This is a genomic window from Shewanella sp. GutDb-MelDb (genome assembly GCF_002836075.1).
Taxonomy (GTDB): Bacteria; Pseudomonadota; Gammaproteobacteria; order Enterobacterales; family Shewanellaceae; genus Shewanella.
On the sequence record NZ_PJBM01000109.1, the window covers coordinates 1 to 22054 of the forward strand.

General features: G+C 43.9%; 20 protein-coding genes and 1 pseudogene. 8 read left to right on the plus strand and 13 right to left on the minus strand.

All coding sequences use genetic code 11. The features are described 5' to 3' along the window. The 4 genes from CXF82_RS01895 to CXF82_RS01910 form a co-directional block, all read right to left on the minus strand. Positions 1-2132: xanthine dehydrogenase family protein molybdopterin-binding subunit (locus tag CXF82_RS01895; protein WP_102043584.1), on the minus strand; the 2132-nt coding region annotated here is incomplete at its 3' end. Beyond that, positions 2129-2608, minus strand: coding sequence for a (2Fe-2S)-binding protein (locus CXF82_RS01900; RefSeq protein ID WP_101089743.1), 480 nt, complete (start codon positions 2606-2608; stop codon positions 2129-2131). The genes CXF82_RS01900 and CXF82_RS01895, both read right to left, overlap by 4 nt. A 102-nt stretch (positions 2609-2710) precedes the next feature. Next, positions 2711-3436, minus strand: a complete 726-nt coding sequence (locus CXF82_RS01905; RefSeq protein WP_102043585.1) for a nucleotidyltransferase family protein — start codon at positions 3434-3436, stop codon at positions 2711-2713. After that, complete coding sequence (locus CXF82_RS01910) at positions 3433-4473, minus strand: XdhC family protein (protein ID WP_102043586.1); 1041 nt, start codon at positions 4471-4473, stop codon at positions 3433-3435. Before CXF82_RS01910 ends, CXF82_RS01905 begins: the two co-directional genes overlap by 4 nt. Before the next feature lie 245 nt (positions 4474-4718). Here CXF82_RS01910 and CXF82_RS01915 point away from each other — a divergent pair, with 245 nt between their 5' ends. Next, complete coding sequence (locus CXF82_RS01915; protein ID WP_101089740.1) at positions 4719-5294, plus strand: type II secretion system protein; 576 nt, start codon at positions 4719-4721, stop codon at positions 5292-5294. A 121-nt stretch (positions 5295-5415) separates the two neighbouring features. On the opposite strand, the gene CXF82_RS01920 is transcribed toward CXF82_RS01915, so the two are convergent. Together CXF82_RS01920 and yegD are read right to left on the minus strand one after the other, a co-directional pair. Then, complete coding sequence (locus CXF82_RS01920) at positions 5416-5904, minus strand: CreA family protein (RefSeq protein WP_101089739.1); 489 nt, start codon at positions 5902-5904, stop codon at positions 5416-5418. Between the two features lie 48 nt (positions 5905-5952). Next, a complete protein-coding gene (gene yegD / locus CXF82_RS01925) occupies positions 5953-7323 on the minus strand; it encodes a molecular chaperone (protein ID WP_102038522.1) in 1371 nt (456 codons plus the stop codon). A gap of 298 nt (positions 7324-7621) precedes the next feature. On the opposite strand from yegD, the gene CXF82_RS01930 reads away from it, so the two are divergent. Both CXF82_RS01930 and CXF82_RS01935 read left to right on the plus strand, forming a co-directional pair. Further along, positions 7622-9016 carry an NfeD family protein gene (locus tag CXF82_RS01930; protein WP_102038523.1) on the plus strand — a complete coding sequence of 465 codons (1395 nt, stop codon included), beginning with the start codon at positions 7622-7624 and terminating at the stop codon, positions 9014-9016. 22 nt (positions 9017-9038) lie between these two features. Then, a complete protein-coding gene (locus tag CXF82_RS01935) occupies positions 9039-9818 on the plus strand; it encodes a slipin family protein (RefSeq protein ID WP_374702324.1) in 780 nt (259 codons plus the stop codon). A 49-nt stretch (positions 9819-9867) separates the two neighbouring features. Here CXF82_RS01935 and CXF82_RS01940 read toward each other — a convergent pair whose 3' ends face one another. After that, complete coding sequence (locus CXF82_RS01940; RefSeq protein WP_102038524.1) at positions 9868-10851, minus strand: oxygen-dependent tRNA uridine(34) hydroxylase TrhO; 984 nt, start codon at positions 10849-10851, stop codon at positions 9868-9870. Between the two features lie 269 nt (positions 10852-11120). On the opposite strand from CXF82_RS01940, the gene CXF82_RS01945 reads away from it, so the two are divergent. Next, positions 11121-11771, plus strand: coding sequence for a glutathione S-transferase (locus CXF82_RS01945; protein WP_102043587.1), 651 nt, complete (start codon positions 11121-11123; stop codon positions 11769-11771). A gap of 162 nt (positions 11772-11933) precedes the next feature. Here the strand turns inward: CXF82_RS01945 and CXF82_RS22520 are convergent. The 3 genes and pseudogenes from CXF82_RS22520 to CXF82_RS01965 form a co-directional block, all read right to left on the minus strand. Then, positions 11934-12020 (minus strand): annotated as a pseudogene (locus CXF82_RS22520) (transposase); the annotation flags it as partial. Between the two features lie 95 nt (positions 12021-12115). Further along, entirely contained in the window at positions 12116-13306 is a 1191-nt protein-coding gene (locus tag CXF82_RS01960) for an AAA family ATPase (protein ID WP_101089733.1), read from the minus strand. Positions 13307-13881: 575 nt separating this feature from the next. Next, positions 13882-14358, minus strand: coding sequence for an outer membrane lipoprotein (locus CXF82_RS01965; protein ID WP_102038536.1), 477 nt, complete (start codon positions 14356-14358; stop codon positions 13882-13884). A gap of 53 nt (positions 14359-14411) precedes the next feature. Between CXF82_RS01965 and aat the strand changes: the two genes are divergently transcribed. The 3 genes from aat (at position 14412) to infA (ending at position 16174) form a co-directional block, all read left to right on the plus strand. Next, positions 14412-15122 carry a leucyl/phenylalanyl-tRNA--protein transferase gene (aat, locus tag CXF82_RS01970; RefSeq protein WP_101089732.1) on the plus strand — a complete coding sequence of 237 codons (711 nt, stop codon included), beginning with the start codon at positions 14412-14414 and terminating at the stop codon, positions 15120-15122. Beyond that, complete coding sequence (locus CXF82_RS01975; protein WP_101089731.1) at positions 15112-15843, plus strand: arginyltransferase; 732 nt, start codon at positions 15112-15114, stop codon at positions 15841-15843. Before aat ends, CXF82_RS01975 begins: the two co-directional genes overlap by 11 nt. A gap of 112 nt (positions 15844-15955) precedes the next feature. Next, positions 15956-16174 carry a translation initiation factor IF-1 gene (infA, locus tag CXF82_RS01980; protein ID WP_005500725.1) on the plus strand — a complete coding sequence of 73 codons (219 nt, stop codon included), beginning with the start codon at positions 15956-15958 and terminating at the stop codon, positions 16172-16174. Between the two features lie 148 nt (positions 16175-16322). Here the strand turns inward: infA and clpA are convergent, their stop codons facing one another. Together clpA and clpS are read right to left on the minus strand one after the other, a co-directional pair. Next, on the minus strand, positions 16323-18581 hold the full coding sequence (clpA, locus tag CXF82_RS01985) for an ATP-dependent Clp protease ATP-binding subunit ClpA (protein WP_101089730.1): 2259 nt from the start codon (positions 18579-18581) through the stop codon (positions 16323-16325). Positions 18582-18617: 36 nt separating this feature from the next. Next, on the minus strand, positions 18618-18926 hold the full coding sequence (gene clpS / locus CXF82_RS01990) for an ATP-dependent Clp protease adapter ClpS (protein ID WP_101089729.1): 309 nt from the start codon (positions 18924-18926) through the stop codon (positions 18618-18620). Positions 18927-19431: 505 nt separating this feature from the next. Here clpS and cspD point away from each other — a divergent pair. Further along, positions 19432-19638 carry a cold shock domain-containing protein CspD gene (cspD, locus tag CXF82_RS01995; RefSeq protein ID WP_101089728.1) on the plus strand — a complete coding sequence of 69 codons (207 nt, stop codon included), beginning with the start codon at positions 19432-19434 and terminating at the stop codon, positions 19636-19638. 95 nt (positions 19639-19733) lie between these two features. Here cspD and CXF82_RS02000 read toward each other — a convergent pair whose 3' ends face one another. Continuing rightward, on the minus strand, positions 19734-21959 hold the full coding sequence (locus CXF82_RS02000) for an NADP-dependent isocitrate dehydrogenase (RefSeq protein ID WP_102038528.1): 2226 nt from the start codon (positions 21957-21959) through the stop codon (positions 19734-19736). Between the last annotated feature and the right edge of the window lie 95 nt (positions 21960-22054).

The following is a 22054-nucleotide window of genomic DNA, read 5'->3' on the forward strand; positions in this document are numbered from 1 at the left end:
GCTGGCGGCGCATCCGAACGTACAATAGTGACTTCTATCTCTGGGCATTGGCTAATGCGCAGCAATGGATAATCATGAAAGTTCGATTGCTGAACTTTACCCTCTTTAAAGCTAATCTCGCCCATCATCGCTAAGCTAAGGCCAAACATCACCGCGCCTTCTGTTTGCGACGTCACGCGGTCGGGGTTAACAATTAATCCAGCATCAATAGCAGCGATAGACTTAAGCACCGTTAAGTTTTGCTTATCGTCTACTTCAACCAATATCGCCACGGCAACATAACTGGTAAAACTTCGATGAACCGCAAAGCCCCAGCCCTGACCCGCTTTAACGGCTGGCTGCTTATTGATTGCCTGTTCAACAATATCAATCACATTGAGGTAGCGGCCAACATCAATAGGGTGGCGCGATAGCTCTTCACCATAATTACCATATTTAAAACCTTGATCAGCAAAATCAACTTTTCTAGCCTTGCCTAACAGCGTCTTCCACATGGTTGTGCAAGGAACTTCGGCATTACTGGCAAGCTCATCAACAAAACTGCCAATACCAAAAGCATGCTGGATATTACACACCGAACGCATCCAACCTATTCGTGTATGAGCCTCCGCTTTAACCGCTTCACAACGGTAACTCTCAACCGCTAAGGGCACATCAACAAAGCCGAGATCCAACTCGCCCGCCGAAGGATAATCGACACCTTCAGCAAAGGTTGAACTAATCGATGGGAAAGCCGAGCGCTGTAACATCGCCTCGGGCATCTTATTGTCATTGAGTTTGGCTTGATAAAACTGGGCACTGATTGCATGAAGATAGCCATTTTGGATCTCATCTTCTCGGCTCCAGCTGACTTTAACGGGTCGTTGCAGTTTTTGTGACAGTAGCGCCGCTTCAACACTAAAATCAGGTTTAGATTTACGACCGAATCCACCGCCAAGCAGAGTCACATTAACTTTAACCTGTTCCTCTTTGAGGCCAAGATTAGCCGCCACATTCTGCGCCGTGCTTTGTGGTGTCTGGGTCGATGCCCATACTTCACAGCCCGTTTCGGTGACTGAAGCAGTTGCCACTGGCGGCTCCATAGGGGCATGCGCTAAATAAGGCACCGTGTATAGTGCGTTGATCGTCGACTTTTCCGGCCAATCTTTGGTTTCTTTGCCTTGCTGCCGCGCGAGTTTGCCCGGCAGTTTGACACGCTCTGACAAGGTCTTTAGGTACTCGGTTGTATCGTGGCTGTCATTTGCAGATTCAGTCCAAGTGATTAAAAGTGCCTTTCTACCTTGCTGTGCACTCCAACTGTTGGTGGCTATTACTGCAACGCCCCCTAACGCCTGAAAAGCAGGAGCACCTGTAGGCACTTTCATGCGAATAACATCAACCACTCCAGCGACTTCACGCGCCGCACTATCATCAAGCGTAGCAACATTACTGCCCAATACAGGTGGTCGGGTGATGCTGGCATAGAGCATCCCCTCCATCTGCACGTCGTAACCATATTTGGCTTTACCGACTAGCATGTCTTGCATATCAACAATGGTATGTGATTTACCAATGTGCTTAAAATCTTTGCTGTCTTTTAGCTTTACCGCATCCTCGGCAGGCATTGACAGTTTTGATGCTGCGATGGCCAACTCGCCATAACTCAGTTTACGGCCAGAATTTATGTGATGAACTTGATGATCTTTAGCACTAACCTCAGCTACTGGCACTTGCCAGATGTCGGCCGCGGCTTGCTCAAGCATGGTACGCGCCATCGCACCCATCTGCCGCATTGCTTCATAGTGTTTACGAATACTGCGTGATCCATCGGTATTTTGGCTGCCATAACGTTTGTCTGCTAAGCCCTGTACCACAACAACATGTTGCCAATCAGCTTCCAACTCATCTGCCAATATCTGTGGGATCCCGGTGCGGATCCCCTGCCCCATCTCTGAGCGATGACAAGTTAAATAGACTTTGTTGTCTTCGCCTATCGCGATAAACAGGTTTAATCGTGCTTCTTTATCTTGTGCCAGGGCCATCGGGCTCCAGCTCAGTCCGCTCGCGCCTAACGCTAAACCACCTCCTGTAGCACCAAAGAGCTTAAGCACGTCGCGACGACTGAAATTTTGTACTGCAGTAAAGGTTCTCATGATGATGCTCCTTTTTTAGCAACACCTTTTTTTGACACACTATGAATAGCAGATTTGATCCGGGTGTATGTGCCGCAACGGCAGATATTGCCTGACATAGCAGATTCGATTTCAGCATCGGTAGGAGCGGTGTTTTCAGCGAGCAACGCAGCGGCAGACATTAACTGTCCAGACTGGCAATAGCCGCATTGTGGCACATTATGATCACTCCAGGCTTGCTTAAGCTCTTCCGCGGCTAAACCTTCAATCGTTGTCACCTGTTTCCCTTGCGCTTGGGCGACACTGGTTAAACAAGCGCGAGCCGGTTTGCCATCAATATGAACAGTACAGGCGCCGCATAAGCCTGCGCCACAACCGTATTTGGTTCCCGTCATACCGAGCATATCTCTAATGGCCCATAGTATGGGCATTTTAGGATCGGTATCGAGGGCAAAACTCTTGCCATTTATACTGAGTGTCAGTTTCTCATCATTCATTACTCGCTCCTCATCTGTCGCTCTAATAGCCTCAATCACCGCGAAAGATTGATGACGTTATAATTTAATTATTTGATGTTTATGACGGTGTATTTATTAGTGTTAGCTCAGTTGTTGTTTTATCGCTTGCTGCCAAACTACAACATCTTCTCTTTGGTCGATATCGACGGCGATCCCTGGCACTTCAACAACGGTCAATTCATCTTGGGATGCGAGCTGCTTCAGTAAAGGTTTAGCGCCTTTATCGCCCGTAAGTTGCTGCAGTTGATTGAATAGATCCGCATTGAAAATAGCAGGCACGCCAATACTGTGTTGATAGCAAGCGCAACAGGTTTTTCTCTCTAATAACCAACGCTTAACTATAAGTGTGTAGGCGTCCTTATCTACGCCAATATGATCGGCGAGCGTCACCATCAACGCATCAGCGTTTAGCTGTTTTGCCGTTGTGACTGCGGTTTTTATTGAACTGGATAATCCTCGCTGCCATTGAGGATTGGTAATGACACGCACACCAGCGGGTATCAGGGCCATTAACGCTTGATGATGCGCGCCAAGCACCACAACAACGTCACAATGCAGAGAGGTTGATTCGAGCTGCTTAGCAACAGATTGAAGTTTATCAAGGCTATGAAGTAATAGCGGCTGACGCTTCACTTGGCCTATTGTATTAATAACATCAATAGGTTCTGCGAGCTTGATCCCTTCAAAACGGCTACTAGCGCCAGCGGCAAGTAACGCTATAACCAATTTATGAGTGCTATTTATCTCGTTAATTAAGGCGTTGTTGTCCGCAGCACCTTTGCTTACCTTGTTCAAAAGTTCTGTCACGTCATCACCTTATCTAGCGAGACTTGATGAGCCTTATGCAATACCCCGTGGCATTGGGCTAAAATACTTAGCGCAATGGACTCAGGTAATTCGCCTCCCAATGCAAGGCCCGCAGGGGCTGAAAATACCCCACTGAAATCATTTGCCGACACCCCCGCAATCGCCAGCACCTTTTCTCTACGATGTGGCGGCCCTAATAAAGCGACATAGCAGATTTGAGTCTGACTCAAACGCAATATCGCGTTAGCGTCTAATGTGAGGTTGTGCTGCATGACAACCGCCGCATCGAATCGATTCATTATGTCATTGGTTAATTTAGCTGGCGTTTGTTTGATGATTGTTGATGACGGAAAGTCATGATGACGGGCATAACTGGTGCGTTCGTCTATCACAGTGACTTGCCAACCTAGCTGATTTGCAATATTAGCCAAAGGCTGAGCGTCTAAGCCGCCACCGAATATAGCAATATGAAAACGTGGACGACAAGGGATCACTAATCGATGCTCTTGCTGCATAGGGTGATGACCCGTTTGATCCAGCGTAAAAATAACAGGTTTTTGCACATCACTTGGGGGGTAGTGACTCTCAGATGGGTTGACGACCGTCGCTACAAATAGGTCTGAGGTCGTCCCCTCATCAGGGAGTACCAACTCGTATAAACAGGGGATCCCCGCTTGCAGATTTTCAGCAAGGCGATGCAGTTGTAAGTAGTGATTTTTAGATGTTAACGGAAAAAGCATAAGCTCAATGATGCCGCCGCACCCCAACTGATAGGTGGTGTCTGACTCGTCGGTCGCATCGTATACCAGCTTTACTGCGGTATCATATTGAATAGCCCGCTGGGCATGCCTTTTAAGATCCCCTTCTAAACAACCCCCGCTAACTAAGCCAATACTTTTCCCTAATGGGTGAAATAGCATCATCGCGCCCGCTTTACGATAGGCAGAACCTTGAACCTTAGTCACCACTGCTAACACCCATCCATCGTGGGGTGTTAACTGCCATTCGCTCAGTAGATCTTCAATATGATTCGACATAATTCCGTGTCCCCCATTGAGTGTGATACTCAATCTAGTGATTAAAACTAATCAACTTATTTGGCAATTGAAAGCCGCAAACCGTTACAAAAGGTGTTTTATCGTAAGGTAAATATAAGCGGGTCTTGTACATAGTTCAAATAACCGAGATTCAACGCCTTCGTTGACGGTTTTTTTATTTCCGTTTTTTAACAAATCGATTACTATTAGTGGAATAGCAACACCTTATTGGAAGTCAAAATTGCATGGCCGCAAATAGTCAGAACAAAGGATTTACGTTAATTGAACTGGTGGTCGTCATCATCGTTCTCGGTATTCTAGCCGTTATTGCGGCGTCACAGTTTATCGATTTTAGACGAGATGCCGAAGTTAGCCGAGTTCAGGCTATCGCTGGAGCCTACCAACAGGCAATAACCTTTAGCCACACCCGTTGGCAAATATTGGGAAACAATAGCTCACTTAATGATTTGCCGAACTACGCGGGTGGCAAGCTAGATATGAATACGTTGGGTTTTCCACTGGGGATTGATAAAGGCAACCCTATGGGGCAACCAACCAACATTGGTCAGGGCGAACAGGGCTGTGTTGATCTGTGGGAAACATTACTTGAAGAACCCGGCAGCGTATCTTTATCAAGCGTCGATAATGGCAGTGATTTTCAAGCTTATCGCCACCAAGCTGATACCAACTCAACCGGACAGACCCAATGCAGCTATGTATTACGCACGCTTAATGATGTTGCGGGACGTAAAACAGCAGACATTAAGATTGTGTACGACTCTGTTGCGGGCACCGTCGTCAGTATTATAAGTGACAATTAATCGGCATTTAACCTCATAAATTAAAGCCGCCCAGTACAATTGCTTGATGGCGGCTTTAATTATCATCTACAGCACTTGCCAATATCCCAACATTTATCCATTACAAGATTAAAGTGCAATATTAGTGCGTCGATATTGTTGAAGGCTCAACCCACGCTTGAGTGCCATATAACGGCACCGTAGACAATGCATGTTTATGGCTGCCATTGGTCTCTTTTGTCGAGTAAGACAGATAAAGTAACGTCTGATTCTCAGCATCATAAATACGGCGTACTTTTAGCGTCTTAAACAGAATACTTAACGACGCTTTAAACACCACTTCACCATTTTTACTCTTATCGATACTCGCTATATCTGCGGCCGAAATAACACCCGTCTGACGACATGAGATACTCATGTCTGAGGGGTCGGCCAAGCTGAGGTTCGCTTCAATACGGCTAATATGACAGGTAACACCCGCGATTTTAGGATCGGGGCGTGCATCTATGATGATATCTTTAGTGGTAAATAAGCCAAGACTGACTTTACCAACGTCATCGCCACAGCCTGCTAACGTCAACGTGGCAACAGCGCCAAGCATACTGGCTTTTATTAGTGCTAACTTACTCATTTTATATCCTTTAACATTGTGTAGAGCCAGAGAGATACGAACAAAACGTTATGCAAAAACTCTTTGCGCCCAACGTGTTAATCCTGCAGTAACACTACCAAAGTGATCACCAACAACAATTGGAATGTCCGGGAATAAGCCTGAAATACGTCGGTAAATGGCTGGGCTTCGGGCGGTACCACCGGTGACATAAATTCTATCGGGCTTAACCCCTGATGTGCTCAATGCCTCACGCATTAATGATTCAACTTTGTTTAATGGTATGGTTATCGCTTTTTCAAAATCAGCTTCAGTCACTTTGGCATGTAAGCCTGCATCTATATATTCGAGTTGAGTATCGATACTGTTCTCGCTAGATAAGGCTATCTTACTTTGCTCTGCACTGCGTACTAATTTATAGCCTAACTGCTCTTTCTGCACTTTGAGTAAACGGTTTATCAACTCAGGTTGCCGTGCTTCGCTCACCAGATCTTCGATGAGTTTTTTTGATTTTATTGTAGCAAAATCACGCTGCGCACTAATATCGTTAACAGCGACCGCATTCCAGAAAGGTTTACTTGGCACAGGTAGCTTATTGACCATCAAACTTCCCAACCCAAGATGTGGCATAAATGCAGCCATAGACAAGGCGATATCAAGATCGTTACCGCCGATTCGTTGGCCGCTATGGCCTAAGAAATCAACGCTACGGTCACGCTTATCGATATGACTCGGCCCCATCTTCACCATCGAGCAATCAGTCGTACCACCACCAACATCCACTACTAGCACAGTCAAATCTTCATCTAAAGAAGCTTCATAGTCCATACCCGCTGCCAGGGGTTCAAACAGAAAATCGACATCAATAAATCCGGCACGTTTTGCTGCAAGCGATAAAATAGCCTCAGCTTGCTGGTTGCTTTGCTCGCCGCCAACGCCTTGAAAATTCACTGGGCGGCCAATAACCGCATGGGTGATCTTGTTGCCAGTGGCGACCATGCTTTTTTCTGCTGCGCCTTTAATGTGCATCATCATTAATGTGACAATATCTTCAAAAAGCGCAATTTGATTATCTCTCAAGCCTGTTGCACCCAAAAATGACTTTGGAGAGCGAACATAAAACCCTTCATCAGGCATCTCAAAATAGGCTTCTACTGCTGCATCGCCGACAAACACCGCTTGCTCGTTAGGTAACAGATCCAGTTCACGGCGGGCATGCGCAGCTCGGCTTAGCTGTGCAGATCTAAGTCGGGTGTATTCGGCCTTCTGAGGCTCTGGTAATTGTCTTAACACGGCATCCGCAATCAACTCTCTGTCCATTGCGTATAGAGTAGACGTGAGATATTTCGATTCACCAGACAAAGGCACCAAGTCCACCTGCCCGTTATCCATAATACCAATCGCACAATTGGCACTACCGTAATCAAATCCTACAAACATTCGTCTATACCTACCTATTACCCATAAAAAAGCCGTGAAAAATAGCACAGTTAATAAGATGCAAAAAGCGTTATTTTGAAAAAATATCAGTAACGACGATTTCTATTCACTTGTGACAATAACTTGAGAAATGTAAAGAAAAACTGCGCAGCGAGTTCACTCCATTTCGTTTGCAGATATCCATCAGCATTTTTAAATTCGAATGGGAGCCTATTTCAGTCAATTGAGTAAAAATCGACTAAACTTAAATCATATACCGACACTGGGACTCGACTAGATAAACAACTAAGGTCTTATTATGTATGGCTGGAAGCTAGCCTTATTCGTAACCTTTATCTCATTGCTTTGCATGGGCGTGCAAAGTGCGGAAAAAAATAGTCTTACCTCAGAAATCCCCGTAATTAGCATCAAAGGTCCAATAGGGCCAGCAGTAAGCGAACATCTTACCGCTGAAATTAACGTCGCAAACAGTCAAAACACCTCACCACTCATTATTATAACTTTGGATACCCCTGGCGGATTGGTCTCTAGCCTTCGCGATATCAATCAAACTATTTTGGCCTCCAATATTCCTGTGGCATGTTTGGTTTACCCTAAAGGTGCCAGAGCCGCTAGCGCCGGCACTTACATTCTATATGCATGCCATGTCGCAGCGATGGCAAAGGCAACAACGATAGGCGCGGCTACGCCAGTTCAAATAGGCCCAAGTGCTCCTAGTCCCGAAAAAAGCGTTCCAGCGGATAAAAGTGAAGCAGATAAACCGAGTAATATCACTGCATCAGCAATGGAGAAAAAAGTGCTTAATGATGCTATTGCCTACATACGTTCGTTAGCTCAACTAAGAGGACGAAACGAAAAATGGGCAGAGCTTGCGGTAAAAGAGGCTGCAACGTTAACGGCGCGTGAGGCTTTGGAACTCAATGTCATCGATTTGATTGCCGAGTCTCCGACACAACTCGTTAGCCGTCTTGATGGAACCATTATTACTTTTGGCGAAACAAAAATCCCCCTAAAGCTAAAAGGTGCAGTATTAGTGGATAAACGGCCAAGTTGGCAAAATCAGTTTATAGCCACAATCACTAATCCCAATATTGCCTATATTTTAATGATCATCGGCGTCTACGGCTTGCTGTTAGAGTTTTATAGCCCTGGCGTTGGGCTAGCGGGCGTGACCGGTGCCATTTCACTCATTATTGCTCTTTATGCATTCCAAATGTTGCCCTTGAGTTATGCGGGATTAGCACTGTTGCTTCTTGGTATTGTGTTACTGATAACAGAATCAATGCTGCCCAGCTTTGGGATATTTGGCCTAGGTGGTATTACCGCATTTGTGGTTGGATCGATATTTCTCTTTGATACCGCACAACCCCAATTTCAAGTATCACGTGTTCTTATCGCCAGTGTGGCGGTATTGAGTACATTGTTTTTTTTATTCGCCCTAGGCTTTATTTGGCGGGCTAAAAAGAACCCAGTGGTGACGGGTCCTGAAGCGATTATCGGCGCAAACGCAACGGTAATTTATGATTTTGAAGGCCAAGGTTTTGTCAATTTGAATGGCGAACGTTGGAATGCAATCAGTCCCATAAAACTCAGTAAAGGTCAGGCCGTAACGGTCATAGAAATTAACGGCCTGTCGCTACTCGTATCGCTCGTTGAAGCTAAGGAGGCCTCTAATGGAGTACGCAATCAATAACGGCGCAGTATTCGGTGCGGTAATGATCTTTGTCATTATCTCGCTGCTTATTAGTACATTCAGGATTTTGAGAGAATATGAACGAGGTGTCATTTTTCTATTAGGGCGCTTCCAACTCGTAAAGGGACCAGGACTTATCATCGTCATTCCATTTATTCAACAGATGGTAAGAGTCGATCTAAGAACCGTTGTTATGGATGTGCCTAGCCAAGATGTTATCAGCAGAGATAATGTATCAGTAAGGGTCAATGCAGTGCTGTACTTTCGGGTGATTGATTCTCAAAAAGCCATTATCAATGTCGAAGACTTCTTACAAGCAACATCTCAACTGGCACAGACCACTTTACGCTCGGTATTAGGGCAGCATGAACTGGATGAAATGTTAGCCAATCGCGAGATGCTCAATGCCGATATACAAGTGATCCTTGACGGTCGTACTGATGATTGGGGGATAAAAGTATCCAACGTCGAGATAAAACATGTTGATCTTAATGAGACCATGGTGAGAGCCATCGCTCGCCAAGCGGAAGCGGAAAGAACGCGTCGTGCTAAGGTCATCCATGCTTCGGGTGAGATGGAAGCATCGAGCAAACTCGTCGAAGCCGCGACCACACTTGCCACTGAACCGAATGCCATTTTATTGAGATATTTACAAACCTTAACTGAAATAGCCAGTGAGAAAAATTCGACGATTTTATTCCCATTGCCGATGGACCTGCTCAATGGTGTAATGAATACTGATGAGAAGTCAGCTGGTCTAGCAAAAAGAAAAACCGAACCCTCGAATAACAATGGCGAGTAAAAACTAAAAAAGGCAGCCTAGGCTGCCTTTCGTTTAACTGGAGTGCTCGTTATAGATTTTTTTCATTTTGAGCTTTTTTAAGCTGCTCTTTCTTAGCTCTACGAGACTCTATTACCTGGCTCACATCGCTACCGATATGTGCTTCACCACGCTGTTTTGATAATTGCACCTGACGCTCGCGCTCTAAAAAACGTTCACGTTGCTTATCGGTCACAGTGTCGATGCAATGAGGGCAGCTAACACCTTGCTCAAACTGAGCTGACGCTTTCTCTTCTACGGTGATAGGCATACGGCAAGCATTACATTGGTCATACTGACCTTTTTCAAGATCATGATTAACGGCGACGCGATTATCAAACACAAAGCACTCACCTTCCCACAAGCTTTCTTCCTGCTTAACTTCTTCAAGGTATTTCAAAATACCACCTTCTAGATGGTAAACATCATCAAAGCCCTGCTCTTTTAAATATGCTGTCGATTTTTCACAGCGAATTCCGCCAGTGCAAAACATGGCCACTTTCTTATGCTTAGCCGGATCAAGGTTTTGCTTAACGTATTCAGGGAACTCTCTAAACGTGGTTGTTTGTGGATCGAGTGCATTTTTAAAGGTACCAATTTGGACTTCGTAGTCATTACGAGTGTCGACCAAAAGCACTTCAGGATCTGAAATCAGGGCGTTCCAATCTTTTGGCTTAACATAAGTGCCCACCACTTTGTTAGGGTCAATACCTTCGACGCCCATGGTCACGATCTCTTTTTTAAGCTTAACTTTAGTGCGATAGAAAGGCATATCGTCATCAAAAGACAGTTTGTGCACGATGTTGTCTAGCCCGGGTTGTGACGATAACCATGCGAGCAGTGCATCAATTGCAGCTTGAGAGCCAGCAACCGTGCCATTGATACCTTCGTTTGCCAGTAACAATGTGCCTTTAACACCCGACGCTTCCATCACACTGAGTAATGGTTTTTGGATGTTTTCAAACTCAGGAAGTGACACAAACTTATACATAGCACAGACAACAACTTTTGACATACAAACCTCTTATTACTGCTCGCTGAAGCTTAATCTTCAGTGCATTTAGTACTGCAGCGACAAAATGTGAGCCACTACGCAAAATTAAGCGCGGAGTCTACCTGAATCACATCAGAACAAACAGGTACAAAAAGTAAGGTTAATCGAATTTTTCTTAATAAGTTGTCTTATTTTTTACGCTAACCATTCGCGTAAAATCGAATATTGATTGTTATTTCACTTAAGTCAGTTAAAAATAGCCCCCTAGTTTTTATTCAAATAATATTATTATGACCTTACCCACATTATATTCATTTCGACGCTGCCCTTACGCTATGCGCGCTAGGCTCGGTCTAGTTCTCGCAAAATTCCCTGTTAGCTTGCGTGAAATTGTATTAAAACATAAACCAGAGGCGATGCTTTTAGCGTCTCCTAAAGGCACAGTTCCAGTATTAATTTTACAAAATGGCGAAGTGATTGAAGAGAGCTTTGAGATCATGTGTTGGGCACTGGCGCAAAATGATCCCCACGATCTACTTCTAACAGCGACGAGCGACAAGCAAGAAGCGGCTAAAGCACTGATTGATTATAATGATCAGGTTTTTAAATCTTGGCTAGATAAATACAAATATGCCGACCGTCACCCCGAATACAATGAGCAGTATTATCGTGAGCAAGGTGAAGTGTTTATCGCCCAGCTGGAGAATCTGTTGAGCAAACACCCTCAGCTTTTACGGGCGATCCCCTGTATTGCAGACTACGCCATCTACCCTTTTATTAGGCAATTTGCTCATGTCGACAAAGCTTGGTTCGAGCAATCCGCTTATAAAAATGTACAACTATGGCTAGCTAACCACCTTCAAAGTGATGAATTTATCACGGTTATGCAAAAATTCCCGACTTGGCTAGAGAATGAGCAATCATTTGTTTTTGGACAGTAAGTACTTGGTAAAAATAATAATGTAACTTCGTTATTAGGCATCTGTAGCAGAAAATACAGCTGGGATACTCATATCACAATCATAGGTATTATCACCATAAGTAACCCACCCATACTCCAATTAAAGCAACGGCGTCGTTTAGCTGAATTTAATTTATTTTTGGAGATAAGCTCTTCTGATACAAGGGTTTATGATGTGATAGAAAGGCGTCGTCTCAGCATCGATTAGGGTTCGTCTTGCAGAGGTCATGAGCGCCATCCTTAACTAAGCAGTACAAGCTAGTTTTTAAATTCGTGAGGAGCCATCAAGCTCTGCTCCCCTTTCTTTTATGTACGCGGCATATTTTACCCTAATAGACCTAGAGGCTTACAACACACACCATACCTTAAGCTGGCTCTACGATGGAGTTCATATACTTCACAACCTAACATAGGTTCAGTTCTATTGATAACTGCGCCAAAACGCTCCTGGTAGTCTTCATTGATTTGTTTTGCACTTATAAGCGGTACTTCAATACTGACATCTACACGACCTTTACGTATCAACGCAGGATCGAGACTTTCAAGATGGTTAGTGGTCATTATTACAAGGCAGTCTTCAAGAGGAATGACTCCGTCTAGCGCGTTAAGTACGCCACCTAAGGTTAGCGGCGGATTATCTACGTTACTTTCTGCAGCACGTGATACCGTAGCCTTTACACAGTCACAGTCTTCTATTAACAACATGGCTCCAGGCGGTATCTTTCTAATCGCCTTATGAACAGTGACATCGTTTACAGTAGAAAGATTAAGTATGTATAGATCGCGACCATACTCAACGGCTAAGGCTCTAGCTATACCCGTCTTACCGGTACCCGTTCGTCCATGTAACAGTAAGGTTAGCTTACTTACAACCGATTTATCTCTACTTGCAAAGTTACCTACTTCACGAAGTAGCTCCTGCTTAAACCCTCCATCTAGCACTAATTCTCTAAAACCTGATGACTTCAATGTGCCATAGCGACACCATTCTGTGTCCTCGAAAATATTAACCTTTGGCTCAGTAGATATGTCTCCACGAACATCTTCTAAAAAACTATATAGTTTATCTCTCGACCACCATGGTACCGCTATAGTAATAGTATCGTACGGCATAGTGCTATCGACCTTGGACCGAGTTGCCAGCATGAAGCAACCATCGTATTTAAACATGTGCATGCCGTAACCAATAGATTTAACACTGATAAGACCGTCGTAACTCGCACGATAGTCAAAGTACACAGCCTCAGAGATAGAGCGTGAAAACAGCGGAACGGTAGTGTTACTTATCAGAAAGGACAGTTTATTGAATACCTCTGTACGCGCCTGCTGGCTGTCGTCTATAGTCAGCCGTATCGACAGCAGGCTACTGACCCAGCTTAACATCTTCGAGGGGATGCCTTTTAACATATAGCCCACTAGTCCACTTAACGTTAATGTCAATACTCCGACAATGACAGCTGTCAACAAAGGATCACCGTTGGTGAGTGTCTTTACTTGTAGTAATAACGCGTTCATTTACTTATCTCTCTTATAAATGCCTAATGGACGTCGTAGAGAATACTACCAACATAGTCGAGGGTACTACCAAGGTATCCTCAGTATGTGCGCTATAGCACGTGGTTAAAACGTATACTTCCGAGAACGGCACCTAGCCTAGTTTTGCATTGCAGGGGAACCGATGTTCTAGGCTCTCAGGTTCGAGTGACCGCTGCTAGAGGCTGTGCATCAAATAATAGGACGTTATAGAAGCCACCATAAAATACTGATTTAAAGCGCTTTGATAAAGCAGAAACATGAGGGCTCGGCCATAGTCTTTATCGTGCATCCATATATGGACTTCAAGGAATTTAGGTATCTTGCCTAAGCAGATGGCAAATAGAGGCGATAACGATTTTAAAAAAATAGTCAGAAGATCAACAACTTCATCTGGAGCCCTGAGGGATTAACTCTTATGAAATCAAGAGCGGACGCAAGCACTTTGCCCTTTACAAAAGAATGGGCGAAGCGCCACTAATTTTGTTCCGACTAAAAATAAAGGCGCCGCTTTATCAAGCTGCGCCTATGGGTAAAATCCGATGCCACAATGCCAATCACATCTGCTGGTCGACTCTGACGTAGCCTTTAAGATAAACCACTCTAACGTCATCATTGACGTTAAAAATCATCCCTTGATCTAAGTCTTGGATCACCATCACTTGTTCACCCGTGTCTAAGGTGATCATCATTTCAACTAACTTAAGCTCTTGATAATATGAGCTATCACCGTAGCGATTACCTATACCAGCACCTAGAAGCGCGCCCAAGACTGTCGCGACATCTTGGCCTGAACCACCGCCAAATTGATGCCCTACAACACCACCAATTAACGCCCCCCCAAATGTCTTCCAGCCAGTATTGCGATCTTCAACCAATTGCTTCTCGGTAATGTTTCTTACCGAAACCACTTGACCAAATTCAACTTTTTCAACTGCAACAGCCTGATTACGATCATAAGGCGCAGCGCTTAGTTGGGGTATACTAAATAATAAACTGATAACCGTAAAAACAATAAGATGAGGTTTCAACATATGCATTTTTCCGCTAACTTAAAGGTATGTACATTGCCTAATTTTACTCAATTGTGAACTCACTGTCCTATTTAAATCAAGATCAACAAGATTTTCCACCAGCAGAGCAAGCGCTAAGCGACCCTAATGGGCTACTCGCGGTTGGTGGCGATCTGCAACCTGAAAGGCTGCTAAATGCTTACTACAATGGGATTTTCCCTTGGTTTAATCAAGATGATCCCATTTTGTGGTGGTCTCCCGATCCGCGTGCGGTTTTTGTTCCCGGAAATTTAAAAATAAGCCGTAGCTTATTGAAACATTTAAAAAAACAAAAGTGGACCTATAGCATTAACAAACAGTTTTCCGCTGTCATTCAAGCTTGCGCAGCCCCAAGAGCTAAGCAAGATGAAACCTGGATTTCAGATGATATTCAGCAGGCTTATCTTAAGTTGCATCATCAAGGCCATGCTCACTCAATTGAAGTATGGGAAGAAGGCAGCCTCATTGGAGGCCTTTATGGGCTGGCTATTGGACAAGTTTTTTGCGGAGAATCGATGTTCCACCTTCGTACTAATGCCTCTAAAGCTGCTATGATCTTATTACAGCAACACCTAATACGGTGTGGCTTTAAACTCATTGATGCACAAGTGGTTAACCCACACTTGGACAGCTTGGGCGCAAAAGCAATAACACGAAAAGATTTTCTCGCGCTCCTTAAGCACCTAAGAGACGGCAACGTTAACCCGAACAGCTGGTTAACTGCAGAGGTACCGATTGAACTCTAACTCTAAATCTAGACCTGTCACGGTTGGAAAAACCAAAATCTTTCCTTGTAGCTACCTAGAGGAGCAACAAGAGCAACTCTTAGTATTGCAAGAGGATATCATTGATGCGGGATTATTTGAGCAGCTACTGGCGTTAGGTTTTCGTCGCAGCAGCAGTATGATCTATAAACCACAATGCCCTCACTGCAACGCATGTTTACCCATTAGACTTGAAATCGATGAATTCAAGTTATCAAAAAGACAAAAGCGCACCCTAAAAAATAATCAAGATTTAAGCTGGAAAATTGTCGATCATAAAACAGATGAACAATATGCCTTATATGAGCGATATGTTAATACACGCCATTTAGACGGTCCAATGTACCCTGCCACACCAGAACAGTACGATAGTTTTGCCACCGCAAATTGGACTCAACCAGTGTTTATAGAGCTATCTATCGCTGACAAACTGATTGGTGTAGCAGTCACAGATGTGCTTCCGAACAGTTTATCTGCCATTTATAGCTATTTTGATCCAAATGAGCATAAACGATCTTTAGGAAGTCTGTTAATATTGCTGCAAACCAAGATAGCCAAAATGATGCAGAAACAATTTTTATATTTAGGCTATCAAATTGATGATTCTAGAAAGATGAATTACAAACGAGACTACCGTCCCCACCAAATTCTCACGCGTTCTGGCTGGGTTACAGAGATTAAGATCAAAAACATAAACATTTAAGCAATAACGGCTCTACAGCTGTGGTTCACTCAACCTTTTCTTTACAGTGACGTGAATTTACGGCATGATATGCCCGTTTTTAATATTTGAAGGCTAACAGGATAACTGATTAATGGCGAAAGAAGACAACATTGAAATGCAAGGCACAATCCTTGAAACCTTGCCAAATACAATGTTTCGTGTAGAACTTGAAAATGGTCATGTCGTAACGGCACACATTTCAGGAAAAATGCGTAAAAACTATATCCGTATTCTTACGGGTGACAAGGTAACGGTTCAGCTGACCCCTTACGATTTGAGCAAAGGACGCATCGTCTTCCGTTCACGCTAAGTTATTATTAGCCTATAACGTATCGAAAAAAAAGCCGGCTTATGCCGGCTTTTTATTATCTGCAATTCGGTGATGTTTGATAACGATGCTAAGCATCGCTATCAATCAACAAAGAATGGAGCCAAATGATGACTCCACTCAACGGCATTTAATGCATGGCTTTTTGCTGTGACTCAACTTTAATCACAATCTCATCGCCTTTCACATCAACATGGGCAACACCGCCTTTTTCAAGGTCACCAAATAGAATCGCATCTGCAAGTGGACGTTTGATTAAATCCGTCACTACGCGCGCCATTGGCCTTGCTCCCATAGACTTGTCGTAACCTTTCGCCGCTAATAGGGTTCTCGCTTCATCACTGACATGGAGCATCACTGACTTGTCGTCTAGCTGAGCTTGTAACTCGACTAAGAACTTATCAACTACCTTAGCAATAACGGTCATATCAAGGTGGTTAAACCAGATAATGGAATCCAAACGGTTACGGAATTCAGGTGAGAACACCTTGTTGATTTCCGATAACGCATCTTGAGTATGATCTTGTTGCTTAAAACCTATCGATTTACGAACCGTTTCCTGTACACCAGCATTGGTGGTCATCACGACAGTGACATGTCTAAAATCGGCTTTACGGCCGTTATTATCTGTCAACGTACCGTGATCCATCACTTGCAGCAGCAGATTATAGACGTCGGGATGGGCTTTTTCTATTTCATCGAGCAATACCACACAGTGTGGGTTCTTAATCACTGCATCGGTTAATAAGCCACCTTGGTCATAACCGACATACCCAGGAGGAGCACCAATCAGGCGTGACACCGTATGGCTTTCCATATATTCAGACATATCAAATCTAACAAGACTAAGGCCAAGGCATTTAGCCAGCTGACTCGTCACCTCCGTTTTACCGACGCCGGTAGGACCGGCAAACAAGAAGCTACCGACAGGTTTATTCTCACCGCCGAGTCCACTACGAGATAGACGAATAGCGGCACTAAGCCCCTCAATCGCGATGTCTTGCCCAAATACGACCATCTTAAGGTTACGCTCAAGGTTCTTGAGCATATCCTTATCAGAACTCGATACCGACTTCTCAGGTATACGCGCCATTTTTGCGATGATGGTTTCGATTTCACTTTGACCGATGGTTTTTTTACGCTTATTGGCAGGCAACATCGCCATTCGAGCGCCCGCTTCATCGATCACATCAATCGCTTTGTCAGGTAAATGTCTATCGTTAATGTGCTTATCAGACAGCTTTGCAGCAACACTCAACGCCGCCTGCGTGTAGCGCACATTATGATATTCTTCATATTTCGACTTCAGTCCTTGAAGGATTTTGGTCGTCTCAGCAACAGAGGGCTCATTGATATCCACTTTTTGGAAGCGACGTGCCAATGCACGGTCCTTCTCAAAAATACTTTGGTACTCTTGGAACGTTGTGGAGCCCATACATCTTAAATTACCACTTGAAAGCAGCGGTTTAAGTAAGTTGGAGGCATCCATCACGCCGCCAGATGCGGAGCCTGCACCGATAATCGTATGGATTTCGTCGATAAATAAAATCGCATGTTTATCATTTGCAAGCTCTTTGAGCAAACCTTTAAAGCGTTTCTCAAAATCGCCACGATACTTAGTCCCCGCAAGCAATGCTCCTAAATCAAGCGAGTAAACCGTTGCCTTACTCATGACTTCAGGCACTTCATCCTTGACGATACGGTACGCTAGCCCTTCTGCAATTGCCGTTTTACCGACACCGGCTTCCCCCACTAACAAGGGGTTATTCTTACGGCGGCGACACAAGGTCTGAATTGAACGTTCAATCTCTTCGCTGCGACCAATCAATGGGTCGATTTCACCTTTTTTAGCTAACTCATTCAAGTTAGAGGTAAATTGCGACAAGATGCTGCGCTCTTCTTCCGTCTCAGTTTGATCTTCAATGCGATTGGGTTCGGCATCGGTATCAACATCATTTTTTGACGAACCGTGTGAAATGAAATTGACCACATCTAGACGAGTCACATCGCCTGAGCGCAATAGATAAACAGCTTGAGATTCTTGTTCGCTAAAGATAGCCACTAACACATTTGCGCCAGTAACTTCGTTACGCCCAGATGATTGGACATGAAAAACGGCTCGTTGTAAAACGCGCTGAAAACCGAGCGTGGGCTGAGTTTCTTTCTCTTCTTCAGGATCGGAAATGATAGGCGTAGTTTGTTGAATAAAACTCGAGACTTCGCCTCGGAGTTTATCGAGGTTTGCTCCGCAAGCAACTAACGCCTCTTGTGCGGCCGGATTATCGATTAACGCCAACAATAGATGCTCAACCGTCATATATTCATGACGTGCATCTCTGGCTTGCTGAAAAGCCAGGTTTAAGGTGACTTCAAGATCTTTATTTAGCATAAGCACCCCCAAAAATTAAAAACAGATTCAACCAAATTAGGCCTCCTCTAAAGAACACAGTAACGGATGTTCGTTTTGTCTTGCAAACTGATTTACCTGAGCAACCTTAGTTTCTGCAATACCAAAAGGGAAAACACCACAAATCCCCTTTCCTTGATGATGAATGGCAAGCATTATTTCAGTGGCTTGTGCTTCATCCTTTCTAAAAAATAGCTGTAAAATCTCAATAACGAAGTCCATTGGAGTGTAATCATCGTTATTCAATATAACTTTATACATAGAAGGTTGTTTTAGTTCTGATTCAACACTCTCTTCTACGTGTTCTACGTTTTCTGTTCTACTCATGTTTCAATACTAGCCTCTAGTCTTGGCTTGTTCCAATTGATTATCGAACTCAATCTATTTAATACCACAAATCATACCAATTGCATTAAGTATTTGACCAATTCAGAGAGCCTCAGACTTTTCAATTCAAGGCACATTGGTGAAAAAGGGTTATTCCCTGTTAAAGCACTGCAAAGCAGAAGTGGAAAATCTGAGGCGCTCACTTAGTGCGGGTTTCAAAGCCCTTTAAGCTTCGTTGTGGGCTTTAGATATAGAATAACTATTAGCTTCAATCCCCCATCTCGCCTACAGGGCTTTGAATTCCCGCTGAATGGTCAAACTTTTAATGCAATTGGTATCATACCAAATAGTATGTGCTACTTTGTTTGTAAAAATGTTACCTACTTGTTAATTTTATCTTGACAAGCAACTTTTCTGCTTTCATTCTGTTCAGTACGCGAGGATTTTCCTCGCTGATATGTTTGACTATCTTACTGGGAAGTGAACAACAGAAGGAAGTGGAAGTATGGCAAGCGGAACTGTTAAATGGTTCAACAACGCCAAAGGATTCGGGTTTATTTGCCCTGATGCTGGCGGTGAAGACGTTTTTGCGCACTATTCTACCATCGAAATGGAAGGCTATCGAACTCTAAAAGCAGGCCAACCCGTCAGTTTCGAAGTGGAAGCAGGACCAAAAGGTATGCACGCGTCAGCAATATCAACAGCTAACTAAATTAGATGTGTTTGAAATAAAAAAAGCAGAGTAGTGATCTACTCTGCTTTTTATTGCTTATTAAAAAAGGCCTGTGCAATACAGGCCTGAATATTTTAGCCGTTAACAAGTGCGTTTAGCGTCGCACTTGGGCGCATAGCGTTAGCAGCTTTCACAGCATCTAAACGATAATAACCGCCTAAATCTACTGCTGGGCCTTGCACACTATTTAGCTCAGTAACAATCTTTTCTTCATTACTCGCCAAGTCTTCAGCAAACTGCGCAAACTGTGTTTGTAGCTCGCTATCTTGTGTTTGCGCCGTTAACGCTTGTGCCCAATACATCGCTAGGTAGAAATGGCTACCCCGATTATCAAGCTCACCTACACGACGTGACGGTGACTTATTGGTATCAAGGAACTGACCAATGGCCAAGTCTAGCGTATCAGCTAATACTTGTGCTTTTGCGTTGTTGGTTGTCTGGCTTAGATGCTCTAATGATGCACCTAACGCTAAAAACTCACCTAATGAATCCCAACGAAGATGACCTTCTTTCTCAACTTGTTGAACATGCTTAGGCGCACTGCCACCCGCACCCGTTTCAAACAAGCCGCCACCGTTCATAAGTGGCACGATTGAAAGCATTTTAGCACTGGTACCCAGTTCTAAAATAGGAAATAAATCAGTGAGATAATCACGCAGCACGTTACCCGTTACTGAGATAGTATCTTTACCCGCTTTTACACGTTCAAGCGTATAGCGTGTCGCGTCAACCGGAGACATGATGTGCAGTTCAAGACCATTGGTATCATGATCTTTTAGATACAGCTCAACCTTTTTAATGATTTCAGCATCATGCGCTCGATCAGCATCTAACCAAAATATTGCAGGAGTCGCTGACAAGCGTGAACGATTAACCGCAAGCTTTACCCAATCACGAATTGGCGCATCTTTAACTTGGCACATTCTGAAAATATCACCGGCTTCAACCTTGTGTGACATTAGCACTACGCCACTTTGGTCAACGACATTAACGCTACCCGCCGCTGCAATTTCAAATGTTTTGTCGTGGCTACCGTACTCTTCTGCTTTTTGGGCCATAAGGCCAACGTTTGGCACGCTTCCCATAGTGCTAGGGTTAAATGCGCCATGCTTGATGCAGAAATCAATGGTTTCTTGATAAACGCCAGCGTAACAACGATCTGGGATCATTGCTTTCATGTCTTTTAGCTGACCATCTGGACCCCACATCTTACCTGAAGTACGAATAGCGGCAGGCATAGAGGCATCAATAATGACGTCACTTGGAACGTGTAAGTTAGTAATGCCTTTGTCAGAGTCAACCATCGCCAGTTCAGCACTGCATGCGTATACCGCTGCGATATCCGCCTCAATAGCCGCTCTTTGATCTGCAGGTAAAGTGGCAATTTTGGCGTAAACATCACCCACACCATTGTTAACATCAACGCCAAGTTCTTCAAATAACTTGCCGTGCTTCGCAAATACATCTTTGTAGTAAACTTTAACCGCATGACCAAAAAGAATCGGATCCGATACTTTCATCATGGTCGCTTTTAAATGCAGTGATAATAAAACATCCTGCTGTTTAGCTTTTTCTGATTCACGCTCGTAAAAACTCACTAAAGCTGCTTTGCTCATGACAGCAGAATCAATCACTTCATCGGCTTTCAATGCGATAGCACTACGCAATACTTGTTCAGACCCATCGGTTTTGTTCAATACAATTGAAACACTACCCGCTGTTGCAACAGTGACCGATTTTTCACTGCCATAAAAATCACCTTCACTCATATGAGCAACGTGAGACTTAGAGTCTGTAGACCATTTCCCCATTGAATGTGGATTTTTTTGAGCAAACTTCTTTACCGAACCGGGTGCACGGCGATCTGAGTTTCCTTCGCGCAATACAGGGTTTACCGCGCTGCCTTTAATTCTGTCGTAACGCGCTTGGATATCTTTTTCAATATCGCTTGCGGGCTCATCAGGATAGCTAGGAATGTCATAGCCTTTATTCTGCAGTTCTAAAATACAGGCTTTAAGCTGCGGCACGGATGCGCTGACATTTGGCAGCTTGATGATGTTAGCTGCTGGTGATTTAGCCAGCTCACCAAGTTCAGCAAGCGCATCACTGATTTTTTGCTCAGCGGTTAAGTTTTCAGGGAAAACAGAGATGATCCGGCCAGACAGTGAAATATCACGAGTCTCGACGTTAACACCTGCACTTTGAGTGAACTTCTGAATAATAGGTAACAAAGAAAGAGTGGCGAGTGCTGGAGCTTCGTCAGTTTCGGTATAGATGATCGTTGATGATTTATCGTTCATTTTTTGTCCTACATTATTTTAAATTTAAGATTTTTATAATAATTATGTCTATCTTTATGATTAAAAGGTAAAAAATTCAGTCACTTTCGATATTT